Origin of the sequence: Serratia bockelmannii (assembly GCF_008011855.1) — a bacterium.
GTDB classification, from domain to species: domain Bacteria; phylum Pseudomonadota; class Gammaproteobacteria; order Enterobacterales; family Enterobacteriaceae; genus Serratia; species Serratia bockelmannii.
Window position 1 is genome coordinate 115030 of the sequence record NZ_VOUX01000006.1, and the last position, 16756, is coordinate 131785.

16 protein-coding genes are annotated in these 16756 nt (G+C 58.9%); 3 read left to right on the forward strand and 13 right to left on the reverse strand.

The genetic code is table 11. The features are described 5' to 3' along the window. Positions 1–63 precede the first annotated feature (63 nt). The gene (locus FOT55_RS10680) at positions 64–1116 is read left to right on the forward strand and encodes an alpha/beta hydrolase (protein ID WP_025304751.1); all 1053 of its coding nucleotides are present in this window, start codon (positions 64–66) and stop codon (positions 1114–1116) included. A gap of 34 nt (positions 1117–1150) precedes the next feature. On the opposite strand, the gene FOT55_RS10685 is transcribed toward FOT55_RS10680, so the two are convergent. Further along, on the reverse strand, positions 1151–2488 hold the full coding sequence (locus FOT55_RS10685; RefSeq protein ID WP_004933851.1) for an NCS2 family permease: 1338 nt from the start codon (positions 2486–2488) through the stop codon (positions 1151–1153). 232 nt (positions 2489–2720) lie between these two features. Here FOT55_RS10685 and FOT55_RS10690 point away from each other — a divergent pair, with 232 nt between their 5' ends. Then, positions 2721–3125: an NUDIX hydrolase gene (locus FOT55_RS10690; protein WP_016929609.1), complete on the forward strand. Its 405-nt coding sequence runs from the start codon at positions 2721–2723 to the stop codon at positions 3123–3125. 46 nt (positions 3126–3171) lie between these two features. Continuing rightward, positions 3172–3840, forward strand: a complete 669-nt coding sequence (gene yieH / locus FOT55_RS10695; protein WP_025304749.1) for a 6-phosphogluconate phosphatase — start codon at positions 3172–3174, stop codon at positions 3838–3840. On the opposite strand, the gene FOT55_RS10700 is transcribed toward yieH, so the two are convergent. From FOT55_RS10700 to atpD, 12 genes are all read right to left on the reverse strand, one after another. Next, on the reverse strand, positions 3837–4577 hold the full coding sequence (locus tag FOT55_RS10700) for an amino acid ABC transporter permease (RefSeq protein ID WP_004933841.1): 741 nt from the start codon (positions 4575–4577) through the stop codon (positions 3837–3839). The two genes, yieH and FOT55_RS10700, sit on opposite strands and share 4 nt — an antisense overlap. 1 nt (position 4578) lies before the next feature. Next, positions 4579–5292 (reverse strand): amino acid ABC transporter permease, encoded by a 714-nt coding sequence (locus tag FOT55_RS10705; protein WP_147823462.1) that lies wholly within the window; start codon positions 5290–5292, stop codon positions 4579–4581. Between the two features lie 81 nt (positions 5293–5373). After that, positions 5374–6213, reverse strand: a complete 840-nt coding sequence (locus tag FOT55_RS10710; RefSeq protein WP_147823463.1) for an ABC transporter substrate-binding protein — start codon at positions 6211–6213, stop codon at positions 5374–5376. A gap of 168 nt (positions 6214–6381) precedes the next feature. Then, a complete protein-coding gene (gene phoU / locus FOT55_RS10715) occupies positions 6382–7116 on the reverse strand; it encodes a phosphate signaling complex protein PhoU (protein ID WP_004933833.1) in 735 nt (244 codons plus the stop codon). 11 nt (positions 7117–7127) lie between these two features. Beyond that, positions 7128–7898 (reverse strand): phosphate ABC transporter ATP-binding protein PstB, encoded by a 771-nt coding sequence (pstB, locus tag FOT55_RS10720; RefSeq protein ID WP_016929614.1) that lies wholly within the window; start codon positions 7896–7898, stop codon positions 7128–7130. A gap of 54 nt (positions 7899–7952) precedes the next feature. Further along, positions 7953–8843 (reverse strand): phosphate ABC transporter permease PstA, encoded by an 891-nt coding sequence (gene pstA / locus FOT55_RS10725; RefSeq protein WP_025304746.1) that lies wholly within the window; start codon positions 8841–8843, stop codon positions 7953–7955. Position 8844: 1 nt separating this feature from the next. Next, positions 8845–9801 (reverse strand): phosphate ABC transporter permease PstC, encoded by a 957-nt coding sequence (gene pstC, locus FOT55_RS10730; RefSeq protein WP_016929615.1) that lies wholly within the window; start codon positions 9799–9801, stop codon positions 8845–8847. Between the two features lie 91 nt (positions 9802–9892). Next, positions 9893–10933 carry a phosphate ABC transporter substrate-binding protein PstS gene (gene pstS / locus FOT55_RS10735; protein ID WP_043140725.1) on the reverse strand — a complete coding sequence of 347 codons (1041 nt, stop codon included), beginning with the start codon at positions 10931–10933 and terminating at the stop codon, positions 9893–9895. A 336-nt stretch (positions 10934–11269) separates the two neighbouring features. Continuing rightward, positions 11270–13099 carry a glutamine--fructose-6-phosphate transaminase (isomerizing) gene (glmS, locus tag FOT55_RS10740; RefSeq protein ID WP_043140722.1) on the reverse strand — a complete coding sequence of 610 codons (1830 nt, stop codon included), beginning with the start codon at positions 13097–13099 and terminating at the stop codon, positions 11270–11272. A 152-nt stretch (positions 13100–13251) separates the two neighbouring features. Beyond that, on the reverse strand, positions 13252–14625 hold the full coding sequence (gene glmU, locus FOT55_RS10745) for a bifunctional UDP-N-acetylglucosamine diphosphorylase/glucosamine-1-phosphate N-acetyltransferase GlmU (RefSeq protein WP_043140716.1): 1374 nt from the start codon (positions 14623–14625) through the stop codon (positions 13252–13254). Positions 14626–14915: 290 nt separating this feature from the next. Further along, complete coding sequence (locus tag FOT55_RS10750; protein ID WP_004933814.1) at positions 14916–15335, reverse strand: F0F1 ATP synthase subunit epsilon; 420 nt, start codon at positions 15333–15335, stop codon at positions 14916–14918. A gap of 20 nt (positions 15336–15355) precedes the next feature. Continuing rightward, the gene (gene atpD / locus FOT55_RS10755) at positions 15356–16738 is read right to left on the reverse strand and encodes a F0F1 ATP synthase subunit beta (RefSeq protein WP_004933813.1); all 1383 of its coding nucleotides are present in this window, start codon (positions 16736–16738) and stop codon (positions 15356–15358) included. Between the last annotated feature and the right edge of the window lie 18 nt (positions 16739–16756).

Sequence of the window (16756 nt, forward strand, 5' to 3'; positions counted from 1 at the left end):
CCACCGGGCGCCGCAACAGGACATGAAGTCCGTCAATTCATTGAAAATTAAAGCCATAGCATCATGTATTTTTTCATTTTAGCGTTATTTTTTGTTTCCATCACCAGTCCCGCTTTCGCCGCAGACATGCGTTATCCCGCCGGTGAAGAACCGCTGGAGCTGCCGGCACACAGTGCGCTCAACGCCCAGCTGTCGCGATCCGCGCAAAACCAGGAAGACAAAAAGCTGGGCGCCATGTCGCTGTACCTGACGCTGATGCGCGAAGACGGCCGCAATGTCTGGGCGCCCTACCAGTTGGCGGTGTCGTCGGCAGAGAAAGGGCAAACCGAGCTGGCGGAACGCTACCTGCAGCTGAGCGCCGACCGCGGCCTGTGGTACTACTACAACCTGCTGGAGGACGACGCCTTCAACAGCATTCAACATTCCGCCACCTACCAATCCATTTTGGCCGCCACCAAAGCGCGCTATCTGCAGCACGCTCGCCGCTATGAAGGCAAAGCCAGCTACGCGATGCCGGACGGCGAAGCACCGCCCGAAGGCTGGCCAACGGTGATCTTCCTGCATACCTACGGCAAAGCCGCCGCTATCAGCCCCGAAGAACGGCTGCTGTTCGGCGAAATGGGCGTAGCCTACATCGAGATCAACGGCACGCAGATGCTGTCGGAAAACAGCTTCCGCTGGTCGAATTACAGCGATGAGAGCACCCAAACCGCCATTCAGCGTACGCTGCAACAGCTGGCTCCGCAGCTAAAGCTGAATACCCAACGGATTTACCTCAGCGCCCGCGGCCAGGGTGCACTGCACGCCGCCAACCTGATCGCGAAGTACCCGCAGTTTTACGCCGGCGCGCTCCTGATCGCCCCCAACGGGGAGATCAAGCCGGCCCAGCAGTCGCTGGCGGCGCAAAAGAAAATCGTGATGGCGTATTACGATCGGCAGAACTTCAGCGAGCAGGCGCTGGCGTTGCACTTCGCCAATCTGTTTGGAGAGGATAACCAGGTAGAGACGCTGCACTTCGCCCAGGGCGAGGATGCCGCCGGCAGTTGGCAGGCGCGCTTCAGGCGGCCGTTGCAGTGGGTGTTGGACCAGGCGCCGGACGCGACGCCGGGAGTCTAGCGTTCAGGGCCGACAGACGTCGGCCCTTTGGCTGTCAATGGCCGTCGACAAAGACGATTTTCAGTACGAACAGCAGCGCCACCACCACCACGCACGGGCTGATTTCACGCCAGCGGCCGGTGCCGAGCTTCATCACGCAGTAGGAGATAAAGCCGAGCGCGATACCTTCGGTGATCGAGAAACTGAACGGCATCATCACCGCGGTGACAAATGCCGGTACCGCTTCGGTCAGATCGTCCCACTTCACCCGCGCCAGGCTGGAGGTCATCAGTACACCGACATAGATCAGCGCGCCGGCGGCAGCGTAAGCCGGCACCATACCCGCCAACGGCGACAGGAAGATCACCAGCAGGAACAGCAGGCCAGTGACCACCGCCGTCAAACCGGTGCGGCCGCCGACGGCGACGCCGGACGAGCTTTCGATGTAAGCGGTCACGGAAGAGGTACCCGCCAGCGAACCGGCCACTGAGCTGATGCTGTCAACGTACAACGCCTGCTTCATACGCGGGAATTTGCCCTGGTTGTCGGTCAGGCCGGCTTTATCGGTAACGCCGATCAGGGTGCCGGAAGAGTCGAACAGGTTCACCAGCATAAACGAGAAGATAACCCCGGCCAGCCCGATGTTCAGCGCGCCGGCCACGTCGACCTGGCCCACCACCGAGGTGATACTCGGCGGCAGGGAGAACAGGCCACCGTATTTCACGTCGCCCAGCATCCAGCCGATCAGGGTGGTGACCACGATCGACACCAGCACCGCCGCGTGGAAGTTACGCGAAGAGAGCACGGCGATGATGAAGAAGCCGAGCGCCCCCAGCAGCACGTTGTGCGAGGTCAGGCTGCCGATGGTCACCAGCGTGTCCGGGTTAGCCACCACGATGCCGGCGTTTTTCAGCCCCATCATGCCGATGAACAGACCGATGCCGCTGGTAATGCCGACCCGCAGGCTGACCGGAATGTTAGCGATCATCCAATAGCGAATGCGGAAAATGGTCAGCAACAGCAGGCCGACCGCCCCCCAGAAGATGGCGCCCATGCCCACCTGCCAGGAGATGCCCATCGCGCCGACCACCACGAAGGCGAAGAAGGCGTTCAGGCCCATCGCCGGCGCCAGCGCCACCGGCAGGTTCGCCAGCAGGCCCATAAAGATGCTGCCGAAGGCGGCGATCAAACAGGTGGTGACAAATACCGCCTGGGTATCCATGCCCGCCGCGCCCAAAATTTGCGGGTTAACGAACACGATATACACCATGGTGAGAAAGGTGGTGATACCGGCAATCGTTTCCGTACGCGCCGTCGTGCCATGTTGCTTGAGTTTAAACACGCGCCCAAGCAAGCCTTGCTCAGCGTCAAGGCCAGATACTGGTTTGGTCATTATCAGAATTCCGAAAATGGGAATGGACAGTCGCCGGCTATCCTATAACAAAAAGTGGGGCTTTTGATGTCGGTCACAGGTTTTTTTCGCCGTCTTTACGGCTAAACGCGTCAACGGCTTGTATTTACAGGCATTCATCCCCCTTGCCGCCCGCTGCGTTGCCGTTTGCCGGCACGGCCGATAAAATGGCCTATCGCCCCTCTATCCCTATCCGTTAAAAACAGGAATCCGCATGTCTTCGACCTTTATCGATAAGCTGGCGTTGATCGCGCTGAAAGATGACAAAGTGGCGCTGGTGCGCTCACACAATAAGACGCTGTTTTATATGCCGGGCGGAAAGCGCGAAGCGGGCGAAACCGACGAACAGGCGCTGTGCCGCGAAATCGACGAAGAGCTGACCGTTGCGCTGCTGTCGCAATCCATCGCGTTTTACGGCGAATTCACCGGCCCGGCGGACGGCAAGCAGGACGGCACCCAGGTGCGCATTCGCTGCTACCAGGCCGACTTTACCGGGCAGCTGCAGCCGGCCGCCGAAATCGCCGAGCTGAAGTGGTGCGACAGTCGCGATCTGCCGCAGTGCTCACACGTCGCCGCGCTGATTTTGCACGATCTCAAGGCGCGTAACCTGATCAAGTGATCGCTGAGCGGCCTCAGCGGCGTTAACCCGAAGGAACCTGTCCCGCATGAATCAGATTGACTGCATTTTGTTCGACTGCGATGGCACGCTGGTAGACAGCGAAGTGCTGTGCAGCAAAGCCTATGTGCACATGTTCGCCCACTACGGCATTCATCTGTCGCTGGAAGAGGTATTCAAGAAATACAAAGGGGTGAAGCTGTACGAGATCATCGATCGGGTCAACGCCGAGCAGGGCACTGACCTGGCCAAAGAGACACTGGAGCCGCTGTATCGGCAGGAAGTGGCGCGGTTGTTCGACAGCGAACTGCAACAGATTGCCGGCGCCCGCGAGCTGCTGGCGCAGATAACGGTGCCTGTCTGCACCGTCTCCAACGGGCCGGTCAGCAAGATGCAGCATTCGCTCGGCCTAACCGGCATGCTGCCTTATTTTGATGACCGGTTATTCAGCGGCTATGACATTCAGCGCTGGAAGCCGGATCCGGCGATCGTGTTTCACGCCGCCGAACAGATGCAGGTGCCGGTGACGCGCTGCATCCTGGTGGACGATTCGCCCGCCGGCGCGCAGGCCGGCATCCATGCCGGCATCCCGGTCTTTTACTTCTGCGCCGATCCGCATAACCCGCCGATTGACCACCCGCTGGTGACCACGTTTGACGACCTGGCCCAACTGCCCGCGCTGTGGCGCGAACGAGGCTGGCGGCTCACGGCCGATTAACTGGCCGGCAACGGCGGCTTGTTGCGCCACCAGCGCCAGGACCGTTTCAGCGCGCGGGTTTGCGCGCCGAAGCGGCGGTTGACCGCGTTGGCCAACAGATCGAGCGCCAGGCAGAACACGAAATAAACCAGCGCCACAAACAGGAACACTTCCATCGGATAGACCATGCTGCGGTTGTTGACCTGGGTCGCCAGGAAGGTCAATTCGCCAACGCCGACGATATAAGCCAACGAGGTGTCTTTGATCAGAGAAATCCACTGGTTGATGAACGACGGCACCATCATGCGCAGCGCCTGCGGCAGCACGATCATGCGCAGCGTCTGCCAGCGCGTCAGCCCCAGAGAAAGCCCGGCCTGCCACTGGCCGGGGCCGATCGCGGCGATGCCGGCCTTCACCGCATGGGCCAGATAGGCCGAGGCGATCAACGCCAGCGCGCACACCACGGTGGTGATTTCCGGGATCTCGACGCCAAACACCATCGGCAGCAGGAAATAGGTCCAGAAGATCAGCATGATGACCGGAATGGCGCGGAAAAAGCCCAACACCGCCGCCAGCAGCCCGGCGGCGACACCGCGTGACATCGCCAGCGCCACGCCGAGTAAGGTGCCGAGCACCGCCGAGGCCACGCCGGCCATCAGGCTGATCGCCAACGTCAGCGCCGCGCCGCCCAGCGGCCCGTCCGGCCAGGTGCCCCACAGCAGGTAACCCAGGTTGTCGTGAATCACGCTGAAATCCATCTCAATGTCCTCCCAGCGGTTTACGCTGTTGTCGCCACATGCCCCAACCTTCCAGCAGCGCGATGATGGCGATATACAGCACCGTCGCCACGCCGAACGCCTGGAAGGTGCGCAGGGTTTCGGTTTCGACCTGACGCGAGGCGTAAGAGAGTTCGGCAACGCCGATCGCCATGGTCAGCGACGAGTTCTTGATCACGTTCATGTATTGCCCCAGCAGCGGCGGCAGCGCGATTTTCAGCGCCTGCGGCAACACCACGTAGCGCATCGCCTGCCAGCCGGTCAGTCCCAGCGCCTGAGCGGCATATTTCTGCCCGCCAGCGACGCCGCGAATGCCGGAGCGGATCTCTTCGGCGATAAAGGCGGTGGAGTAGAGCGTCAGGCCAAAGAAACCGGCGAGAAACTCGAACGACGGCCACTCAAGCGGGCCGACCTGATGTGAGCTGTTCAGCCACTGCATGGCGGCGGACGGCAGGATCTGCCCGGCGGCGAAGTACCAGAAAAACAGCTGCACCAGCAGCGGCGTATTGCGAAACAGCGAGCTGTGCCCCATCGCCAGCCAACGCAACGGCCGCAGGCTGCTGTCGCGCATCGCCGCCAGCACAAAGCCCAGCAACGTGGCCGCCAGGCCCGCGCAGGCGGAAAGCCACAGCGTCAGCAGAAAGCCATGCCACAGCCAGCTCAGGTATTGCGGCGCCAGCAGCCAGTCCAGGTTCATGTTCAATCCTTGTCTTGCAGAATGCATCAGGGGCGCAGCAAGCTGCGCCCCTCCGTGCCTATCTCACCGCAAGCGGTTAAGTCAGGCTTTTGGTTGCTGATCCAAAGGCGCGATTTTGAAATCGCCGCGCGGTTGAGCGGATTTGGTTTCCGGCCCGAACCAGCGATCGTAAATCTTAACCGCTTCGCCGTCGTTTTCCAGCTTGATCAGCGTCTCGTTCACCGCAGCGGTCAGGCGATCTTCGCCCTTGGGAATGCCGACCCCCTGATACTCTTTGGTCAGGCTGAACGGCGAAATTTCAAACTCCGCCTTTTGCGCCGCCGGCAGGTTGCCGAGCAGGCCGACCAGCTTGGCGTCGTCCTGAGTGATCGCCTGCACGTTGCCGTTACGCAGCGCCACGAACGCCAGCGGGGTATCATCGTAGGAGATCACTTTCGCCGTCGGGAAACGCTCGCGCAGGGTGATTTCCTGCACCGTGCCCTTGTCCGCGCCGATGCGCAGTTTCTTGATGTCTTCCGGCGTTTTCAGCACGCCTTTACGGGCGATGAATTTCTGCCCAGTGGCGAAGTACGGCACGCTGAAGTTCACTTCCTTGGCGCGCTCGTCGGTAATGGTGAAGTTGGCGGCAATCAGGTCAACCTTCTTCGACACCAGCAGCGGAATGCGGTTGGCCGGGTTGGTGGCGCGCAGCTCCACTTTCACCCCCAGCGCTTTGCCGATCGCGTCGGCGACGTCCACATCGTAGCCCACCAGCTTCTTGCTCTGCGGATCGATGTAGCCGAACGGCGGGTTACTGTCGAACACCGCGATGCGCACCACGCCGGCTTGCTTGATATCGTCAAGTTTGTCCGCGTGCGCGGCGCCGGCGGCGAAACCGGTCAGACTGGCTAACAACGTTAAGGCCAAAGCGCGATGTTTCATAGAAAGCTCCTAAGTGGTTGATGTCCTGCTGGCGGATAAGCTAGCAAGCGCCACATAGGTCAGGAAATAATATAAAAAGCTATATTTATAACCTTTTTATCTTTACGCGTTTAAGATGGAATAAAGGCGCGGGAAACCGCGCCTTGGGAGGATATTACCCGGAAAGGGTTAGTCATCTTTTTCGTCTTTACCGCCCGGAGACAGCAGCTTTTCCAGGGCGTCGCCGCCCAAATGACGGAAATCCTGCCCTTTGACGAAATAGAAGATAAATTCGCAGATGTTCTGGCAGCGATCGCCGATACGCTCGATAGAACGGGCGCAGAACAGCGCGGTCAGCACGCTCGGAATGGTGCGCGAATCTTCCATCATGTAGGTCATCAGCTGACGCACGATGCCTTCGTATTCCTGGTCGACCTTTTTATCTTCCCGGTAAATACGGATCGCCTCGTCCAGATCCATGCGCGCGAAGGCGTCCAGCACGTCGTGCAGCATCTGCACGGTGTGGCGCCCCAGCGACTCCAGGCTGACCAGCAGCGGCTGGTGCTGGTGCGAGAACTTCTCCAGCGCGGTGCGGCAGATCTTGTCCGCCACGTCGCCGATGCGCTCCAGCTCGGAAATGGTTTTGATGATCGCCATCACCAGACGCAGATCGCTGGCGGTCGGCTGGCGCTTGGCGATAATGCGCACGCAGGCTTCATCGATCGCCACTTCCATCATGTTGACCTTGGCGTCGCCTTCGATCACGCGCTTGGCCAGCTCGCCATCCTGATTGTGCATCGCGGTGATGGCGTCGGTCAGCTGCTGCTCCACCAGCCCGCCCATGGTCAGCACCTGGGTGCGGATATGCTCGAGCTCTGCGTTGAACTGGCCGGAAATGTGTTTGTTTAAATTCAGGTTATCCATGATGCTTCCTATCAACCATAACGGCCAGTGATGTAGTCTTCAGTCTGCTTTTTCTGCGGCGCAGTGAACAGGTTATCAGTATCACTGAACTCGATCAGCTCGCCCAGATACATAAATGCGGTAGAGTCGGAGCAGCGCGCCGCCTGCTGCATGTTGTGCGTCACGATCACCACGGTGTAATCAGCCTTCAGCTCGCTGATCAGCTCTTCAATCTTGCCGGTGGAGATCGGATCCAGCGCCGAGCAAGGCTCATCCAGCAACAACACTTCCGGACGAATGGCGATGCCGCGGGCGATGCACAGACGCTGCTGCTGGCCGCCGGAGAGGCTGTAGCCGCTCTGGTGCAGCTTGTCCTTGGTTTCATTCCACAGCGCCGCTTTGGTCAGCGCCCACTGTACGCGCTCGTCCATATCGGCACGCGACAGCTTTTCAAACAGGCGAACGCCGAAGGCGATGTTGTCATAAATCGACATCGGGAACGGCGTCGGCTTCTGGAACACCATGCCGACCTTGGCGCGCAGCAGTGCGATATCCGAGTTGTCGGTCAGGATGTTCTGGCCGTCCAGCAGGATGCCGCCTTCCGCACGCTGTTCCGGGTACAGCTGGTACATCTTGTTGAAGGTGCGCAGCAGGGTAGATTTGCCGCAGCCGGACGGGCCGATAAACGCGGTGACCTTGTTCTTGGCGATATCCAGCGTGATGTTCTTCAGCGCATGGAATTTGCCATAGTAGAAGTTCAGATCGCGTACCTGAATTTTGCTGCTGGAAGCGTCAGTAACCATACTCATCAAGACTTCTCTCTTTTCATCAGCGCCGCCAAAGCGGCGCTCAAAATTTTATGAATGCTTTTTCTTGGCGAAAACCACGCGCGCCAGGATATTCAGTAACAGTACGCACAGGGTGATCAACAGCACCCCGGCCCAGGCCAGCTGTTGCCATTCGGCGAACGGGCTCATGGCGAATTTGAAGATGGTCACCGGCAGGTTGGCGATCGGCTGCATCAGGTCGGTGCTCCAGAACTGGTTCGACAGTGAAGTGAACAGCAGCGGTGCGGTTTCCCCCGCGATGCGTGCAATCGCCAGCAGCACGCCGGTGATGATGCCGGACACCGACGCCTTCAGCGTGATGGCGGAAATCATGCGCCATTTCGGCGTACCCAGGGCATAAGCGGCCTCGCGCAGCGTATCCGGTACCAGTTTCAGCATGTTCTCGGTGGTACGAATGACGATCGGCACCTGCAGCAGCGCCAGCGCCACGATGCCGGCCCAGCCGGAGAAGTGTTCCATCTTCGCCACCACGATGGTGTAAACGAACAGGCCCACCACGATCGACGGTGCGGACAAAAGAATGTCGTTGATAAAGCGGATCACTTCCGCCAGCCAGGATTTACGGCCGTATTCCGCCAGGTAGATGCCGGCCATGATGCCCAGCGGCGTACCGAAAAGGGTCGCCCACAGGATCAACAGGCCGCTGCCGGCGATAGCGTTGGCCAAGCCGCCGCCTGCGGTATTCGGCGGCGGGGTCATCTCGGTGAACAGCGCCAGCGACATGCCGTCGAAGCCTTTGGTGACGGTGGCGATCAGGATCCAGATCAGCCAGAACAACCCGAACGCCATGGTCGCCATCGACAGGAACAGCGCGAGGCGGTTTTTCTGCCGGCGCCAGGCCTGCATTTTGCGGCGGCTTTCCGCCAGAACGACTGCGTTTTGCATATCCATCGTCGCCATGTTAACGCCCCTCATTCTTGGCCAGACGCATGATCATCAGTTTCGACAGCGCCAGCACGATAAAGGTGATAACAAACAGAATCAGGCCCAGCTCCATCAACGCGGCGGTGTGCACGCCGGACTCAGCTTCGGCGAATTCGTTGGCCAGCGCCGAGGTGATGCTGTTGCCCGGCATATACAGCGAAGCGCTGTCGAGCTGGTAGGTGTTGCCGATGATAAAGGTCACCGCCATGGTTTCCCCCAGCGCACGGCCCAGGCCCAGCATCACGCCGCCGATGACGCCGTTTTTGGTGAACGGCAGCACGATGCGCCAGATGACTTCCCAAGTGGTGCAGCCGATGCCGTAGGCCGACTCTTTCATCATTACCGGCGTCTGTTCGAACACGTCGCGCATCACCGCGGCGATGTAAGGAATGATCATGATCGCCAGGATCACCCCGGCGGCCAGGATACCGATGCCGAAGGCCGGGCCGGAGAACAGCTCGCCGACGATAGGAATGCCCGACAGCACGTCGCCCACCGGCGTCTGGAAGTATTCGGCGAACAGCGGGGCGAACACAAACAGGCCCCACATGCCGTAGACGATGCTTGGGATGGCCGCCAGCAGCTCAATGGCGATGCCCAGCGGCCGCTTCAACCAGTTCGGCGCCAGTTCGGTCAGGAACAGCGCGATGCCGAAACTCACCGGCACGGCGATGATCAGCGCGATGAGCGAGGTGACCACGGTACCGTAGATCGGCACCAGCGCGCCGAACTGCTCCGCCGGTGCGTCCCACTCTTTGGTCCACAGGAAGGCGAAGCCGAATTTCTGCATGCTTGGCCAGGAGGCGAAGATCAGCGAAACGATGATGCCGCCCAGCAACAATAGGGTAATCAGCGCAGCCAGTCTCACCAGCGCGCTGAAAATGATGTCACCGTTTTTGCCCGGTGCTTTGATGGTCGGCTTGTACTCAGCCATAGATTACTCTCTGTTTGAACCCTGGCAGCCCCAACCGGGATCGGAGCCTGAAGAACTGTGTGGGGCGCGGCGAACCCGCGCCCCTGCGTTGTTAGTACAGCGCTTTACCTGAACTGTCTTTTACGTTGGTTTTCCAGGCCGCGCGCACCTGCTCAACCACTTCTGTCGGCAGGGTGGCGTAATCCAGCTCGTTCGCCTGCTTGGCGCCGGTTTTATAAGCCCAGTCGAAGAACTTCAGCACTTCGGCACCCTGAGCAGGGTTTTTCTGCTCTTTGTGCACCAAAATGAAGGTGGTGGAGGTGATTGGCCACACGTTGTCGCCTTTCTGGTCAGTCAGATCCTGAGCGAAGGTCTTGCTCCAATCCACGCCTTTGGCCGCGTTGCTGAAGCTCTCTTCGGTCGGGCTAACCGGTTTGCCGTCGGCGGATACCAGCTTGGTGTAAGCCAGGTTATTCTGTTTGGCGTAAGCGTATTCTACGTAGCCGATAGAGCCAGGCAGACGCTGAACGAAGGCGGCGATGCCGTCGTTGCCTTTGCCGCCCAGACCGGTCGGCCAGTTAACGGTAGAACCGGCGCCAATCTTCTCTTTCCACTGCGCGTTGGCCTTGGACAGGTAGCTGGTAAACACGAACGAGGTGCCGGAACCGTCGGCGCGGCGCACTACGGCGATGTTCTGGTCAGGCAGTTTCACGCCAGGGTTCAGCTTGGTGATAGCCGGATCGTTCCACTTTTTGACGTTGCCCAGGTAGATATCGCCCAGGGTTTTACCGTCCAGCGTCAGTTCGCCGGATTTGATGCCCGGGATATTCACCGCCAGTACCACGCCGCCGATCACGGTCGGGAACTGGAACAGGCCATCGGCCGCCAGTTTGTCGTCAGACAGCGGAGCATCGGAAGCGCCAAAGTCAACGGTGTTGGCCACGATTTGCTTCACGCCGCCAGAGGAGCCGATGCCCTGATAGTTAACTTTGTTGCCGGTTTCTTTCTGATAAGAATCTGCCCACTTAGCGTAAACCGGAGCGGGGAATGTCGCACCTGCACCGGTCAGGCTGGCAGCAGCGAACGCGGACACGGCGGTCAGGGAGAAGGTCGCTGCCACAATACTGGCGACGGTGGTACGCATCAGTTTCATAATCCCTCCTAATGGGATACTTAAAATCGACTTCGAGTCGTTTTAATCAGAGTAAGTATTGCTGCAGGAGGGAAAATAGGACAGTTTGGTGACAGAAAAATGTACGCAATATGACAGTTATATTACAGTGCGTTTGATGGGTATTGTTTTATCTATAAATCAAAAAGTTAGTTGTGAAACAGCACATTTGCCAAGCAATAAAAAAACCGTTTTGGCGCGGCCTATCCGCTTGAATATGACAACGTTTATCGCCGAATCGGTCGCGCTGTCATCTTTAAGGCCGCTCATGAAAAAAGCCGGCGCGAAGGCCGGCTTTTGCAGTTTACCTGCGGCAAATTACTCTACGGTGACAGACTTCGCCAGGTTGCGTGGCTGGTCAACGTCGGTGCCTTTGATCAGCGCCACGTGGTAAGACAGCAGCTGCAACGGCACGGTGTAGAAGATCGGCGCGACGATTTCCTCGACGTGCGGCAGAGGAATGATGGTCATGCCTTCGCTGCTGACAAAGCCGGCGTCCTGATCGGCGAACACGTACAGCTGGCCGCCGCGCGCGCGCACTTCTTCAATGTTGGACTTCAGCTTTTCCAGCAGTTCGTTGTTTGGCGCCACCACGATCACCGGCATATCGGCGTCGATCAGCGCCAGCGGGCCGTGTTTCAACTCGCCCGCCGCATAAGCTTCGGCGTGAATATAGGAGATCTCTTTCAGCTTCAGCGCCCCTTCCATGGCGATCGGATACTGATCGCCGCGGCCGAGGAACAGCGCATGGTGCTTGTCGGAGAAGCCTTCCGCCAGCGCTTCGATCTCTTTATCCATCGACAGCATCTGCTCGATACGCGCCGGCAGCGCCTGCAGGCCGTGCACGATCTCCTGCTCCACGCTTTCCGCCATGCCTTTCAGGCGGCCCAGGCGCGCCACCAGCATCAACAGCACGGTGAGCTGCGTGGTGAAGGCTTTGGTCGAGGCTACGCCGATTTCCGTGCCCGCTTTGGTCATCAACGCCAGATCGGATTCACGCACCAGCGAAGAGCCCGCAACGTTACAAACGGCCAGCGAACCAAGATAACCCAGCTCTTTGGACAGGCGCAGCGCCGCTAACGTGTCGGCGGTTTCGCCGGACTGCGACAGGGTGATGATCAGGCTGCCCGGACGCACCGCCGATTTGCGGTAACGGAATTCGGACGCGATCTCGACGTCGCACGGCACGCCGGCCAACGCTTCAAACCAGTAGCGCGCCACCATCCCGGAGTGGTAAGAAGTCCCACAGGCGATGATCTGCACGTGTTGCACCTTGGCCAGCAGCTCGTCGGCGTGCGGGCCCAGCTCGCTCAGGTTGATTTGGCCATGGCTGAAACGCCCTTCCAGGGTGTTTTTCAGCGCCAGCGGCTGTTCGTAGATCTCTTTTTGCATGTAGTGACGGTAAGCGCCCTTGTCGCCGGCGTCATACTGCACCTGGGATTCGATCTCAGGACGCTCGATGGCGTTGCCCTGCTTGTCGAAGATGTTGACGGTGCGGCGAGTCACTTCCACCACGTCGCCTTCTTCCAGGAAGATGAAGCGGCGGGTGACCGGCAGCAGCGCCAGCTGATCGGAGGCGATGAAGTTTTCCCCAACGCCGCGGCCGATAACCAGCGGGCTGCCGGAGCGCGCCGCGACCAATACGCTCGGATCGCGGCTGTCCATCACCACGGTGCCGTAAGCGCCGCGCAGCTGTGGGATCACGCGCTGAACCACTTCCAGCAGCGTACCGCCCTGCAACTGTTCCCAGTGCACCAGGTGCGCGATCACTTCGGTGTCGGTTTCGGAGCTGAAACGGTAACCACGTTCGATCAGCAGCTCGCGCAGCGGTTCGTGGTTTTCGATGATGCCGTTATGCACCACGGTAATGTAGTCGGAAACATGCGGGTGCGCGTTCGCTTCGGTCGGTTCACCGTGCGTTGCCCAGCGGGTGTGAGCGATGCCGGTACCGCCGTGCAGATCGGTTTGCTCCGCCGCTTCGGCCAGTTTTTGTACCTTGCCTACGCGACGCAGGCGACTGACGTTGCCTTTTTCATCGACCACCGCCAGACCGGCGGAGTCATAACCGCGGTACTCAAGACGACGTAAACCTTCCAACAGGATTTCTGCGATATCACGTTGCGCTACTGCGCCTACAATTCCACACATCAGTTATATTCCTAATGAACGCCCTTCATGGGCGCTTTCGATGCCTTGACCTGATTTTTGCCGGTTTTTACCGTGCGTCCCCCGAGCCTGTAGATGGTGGGGGTTATTATGTTTTGTATTGGGCTCGTGAACAGAGCCCAACGCAAAACACACTATGACTTCTTCTTCACCGGACGTTGCCAGCCCTGAATGTGCACCTGCTTGACGCGGCTCAGCACCAATTCGTTCTCGGCAATATCGCGCGTCACCGTGGTGCCTGCGGCGATGGTGGAGCCTTTGCCGACCGATACCGGCGCCACCAGCTGAGTATCGGAACCGACGAACACCCCATCGCCGATCAGCGTCTTGTGCTTGTTGGCGCCATCGTAGTTACAGGTGATGGTGCCGGCGCCGATATTCACGTCATCGCCGATTTCGGCATCGCCCAGGTAGCTGAGGTGGCCGGCCTTGGAGCCTTTGCCCAGACGCGCCTTTTTCATTTCCACGAAGTTGCCGACGTGGGCCCCTGCCGCCAGCTCCGCGCCTGGGCGCAGGCGGGCAAATGGCCCCACGGTGCAGCCGACTTCCAGCACGCTGTCTTCCAGCACGCTGTAAGGACTGATCTCGCAATCATCACCGATCACGCAGTTTTTCAGCACGCAGCCGGCGCCGATTTTCACCCGATCGCCCAACTTGACGTGACCTTCGATAATCACATTCGCATCAATAGTGATGTCGCGGCCGTGAACAAGTTCCCCGCGCAAATCGAAACGCGCCGGATCCAGCAGCATCACGCCGGCCAACAGCAGCTTTTCAGACTGTTCCGACTGGAATACGCGTTCCAGGGTCGCCAGTTGCAGGCGGTTGTTCACACCTTCCACTTCACTCAGGCGCGACGGGTGTACAGCCTCGATTTTCTTGCCGTCGGCATGGGCCAACGCAATGATATCGGTGATGTAAAACTCGCCCTGTGCGTTGTCGTTGTTCAGCATCCCCAGCCAGCGCTTCAGATCGCGCCCGTTCGCCACCAGGATGCCGGTATTGATCTCATTAATCTGACGCTGTGCCTCGCTGGCGTCCTTGTGTTCAACGATGCCCACCACGTTGCCCTGCTCGCGCACGATGCGGCCGTAACCGCTCGGATCGTCCAGTTTCACCGTCAGCAGACCGATGCCGCCCTGCGGCTTGGCCGCAATCAGGCGTTGCAGCGTATCCACGGAAATCAAAGGCACGTCACCGTACAGCATCAGCACGTCTTCATCGTCGGCAAAATGCGGCGCCGCCTGCTGCATTGCATGGCCGGTGCCCAATTGCTCCGCCTGCAGCACCCAGTTCAGCGCGCCGTCCGTCAGCGTGCTTTTCAACAAATCGCCGCCGTGGCCGTATACCAGGTGAACATGTTGCGCGCCCAGTTTCATCGCGGCATCAATGACGTGCTGCACCATCGGCTTACCGGCCAACGGATGCAACACTTTGGGAAGATCGGAATACATGCGCGTACCCTTGCCCGCGGCGAGGATGACCACGCTCATTGCGCTGTTCGACATAAGCAACCTGATAACTCCATTTTGATAGACGAAAGTAAAACCGTTTAGCGACGATATTACTACATATTTCTCATCACGAACCCGGCGCAGGCCGCGCGCCTCTTGGCCTGCCGCCATCATGGCTGATTCGGCTTCAGGACGAAAAAACTGTCGGCGTTCGGCGACGTTTCTTTCCCGATATCAGGGGTTATACACCACACCGCCAGCCGGGCTGAAATGCTTATTTTAAAGTAAAAAAAAAGCGACCCTATAGGCCGCTTTCTTAAAGTTGGGTGCAGGGCACCCAAACATTACATCGCTTTTCTGGTGAGCTCGATAACGCGCAGTTTTGCGATCGCTTTCGCCAGTTCAGCGGATGCCTGAGCATAGTCGACATCGCCATGAGAGCTGCGAATGTGTTCTTCAGCTTTACGCTTAGCTTCCAACGCTCTCGCTTCGTCGAGGTCAGTACCACGGATAGCAGTGTCCGCCAGCACGGTAACCACGCTCGGCTGCACCTCGAGGATGCCGCCGGACAGGTAGATGAACTCTTCTTCACCGTGCTGCTTAACAATACGCACCATGCCAGGCTTGATGGCAGTCAGCAGCGGCGCATGGCCAGGGAAGATCCCCAGTTCACCTTCGCTGCCTGTCACCTGGATCTTCTGCACCAGGCCGGAAAACATCTGTTTTTCCGCGCTGACTACATCCAGATGGTAAGTCATAGCCATATCACCCTCCTCTCAAGGCGTTACAGTTTCTTGGCTTTTTCCACTGCTTCTTCAATGGTGCCAACCATGTAGAACGCCTGCTCCGGCAGGTGGTCATAGTCGCCGTCCATAATGCCTTTGAAACCACGGATGGTGTCTTTCAGCGATACGAACTTGCCCGGAGAACCGGTGAAGACTTCTGCCACGAAGAACGGCTGAGACAGGAAGCGTTGGATCTTACGCGCACGGGATACGACCAGTTTGTCTTCTTCAGACAGCTCGTCCATACCCAGGATCGCGATGATATCTTTCAGTTCCTGGTAGCGTTGCAGAATGGACTGCACGCCACGCGCTACGTCGTAGTGCTCCTGGCCAACAACCAGCGGATCCAGCTGACGGCTGGTAGAATCCAGCGGGTCAACGGCCGGGTAGATACCCAGAGAAGCAATGTTACGGCTCAGTACCACGGTTGCGTCCAAGTGCGCAAAGGTGGTGGCTGGAGACGGGTCAGTCAAGTCATCCGCAGGAACGTAAACGGCCTGTACGGAAGTGATGGAACCGGTCTTGGTCGAGGTGATACGTTCTTGCAGAACGCCCATCTCTTCCGCCAGCGTTGGCTGATAACCTACCGCGGATGGCATACGGCCCAGAAGTGCGGACACTTCGGTACCGGCCAGGGTGTAACGGTAGATGTTGTCAACGAACAGCAGAACGTCACGGCCTTCGTCACGGAATTTCTCCGCCATGGTCAGACCGGTCAGCGCAACGCGCAGACGGTTACCTGGTGGCTCGTTCATCTGGCCGTAAACCAGGGATACTTTGTCCAGAACGTTGGAGTCGGTCATTTCGTGGTAGAAGTCGTTACCCTCACGAGTACGCTCGCCCACGCCCGCAAACACGGAATAACCGGAGTGCTCGATCGCGATGTTACGGATCAGCTCCATCATGTTTACGGTTTTACCTACGCCCGCACCGCCGAACAGACCAACTTTACCGCCCTTGGCGAACGGACAAATCAGGTCCATTACCTTGATACCGGTTTCCAGCAGTTCCTGGGAGCTGGACAGCTCTTCGTAGCTTGGCGCCGCGCGGTGAATAGCCCAACGCTCTTCTTCGCCGATGTCGCCTTTCATGTCGATCGGTTGGCCCAATACGTTCATGATACGGCCCAGGGTAGCTTTACCCACCGGCACTTCAATCGGGTGGTCCAGGTTGTTCACTTTCAGACCGCGACGCAGACCGTCGGAGGTCCCCATTGCGATACAGCGAACCACGCCACCGCCCAGCTGTTGCTGAACTTCCAACACCAGTTTTTCGGTGCCGTTTTCTACCTCAAGGGCATCGTACACTTTTGGTACGGCATCCTGAGGGAACTCGACGTCCACCACGGCGCCGATTACCTGGATAATCTTTCCAGTAGCCATCTTGAATCCTCTACGTAA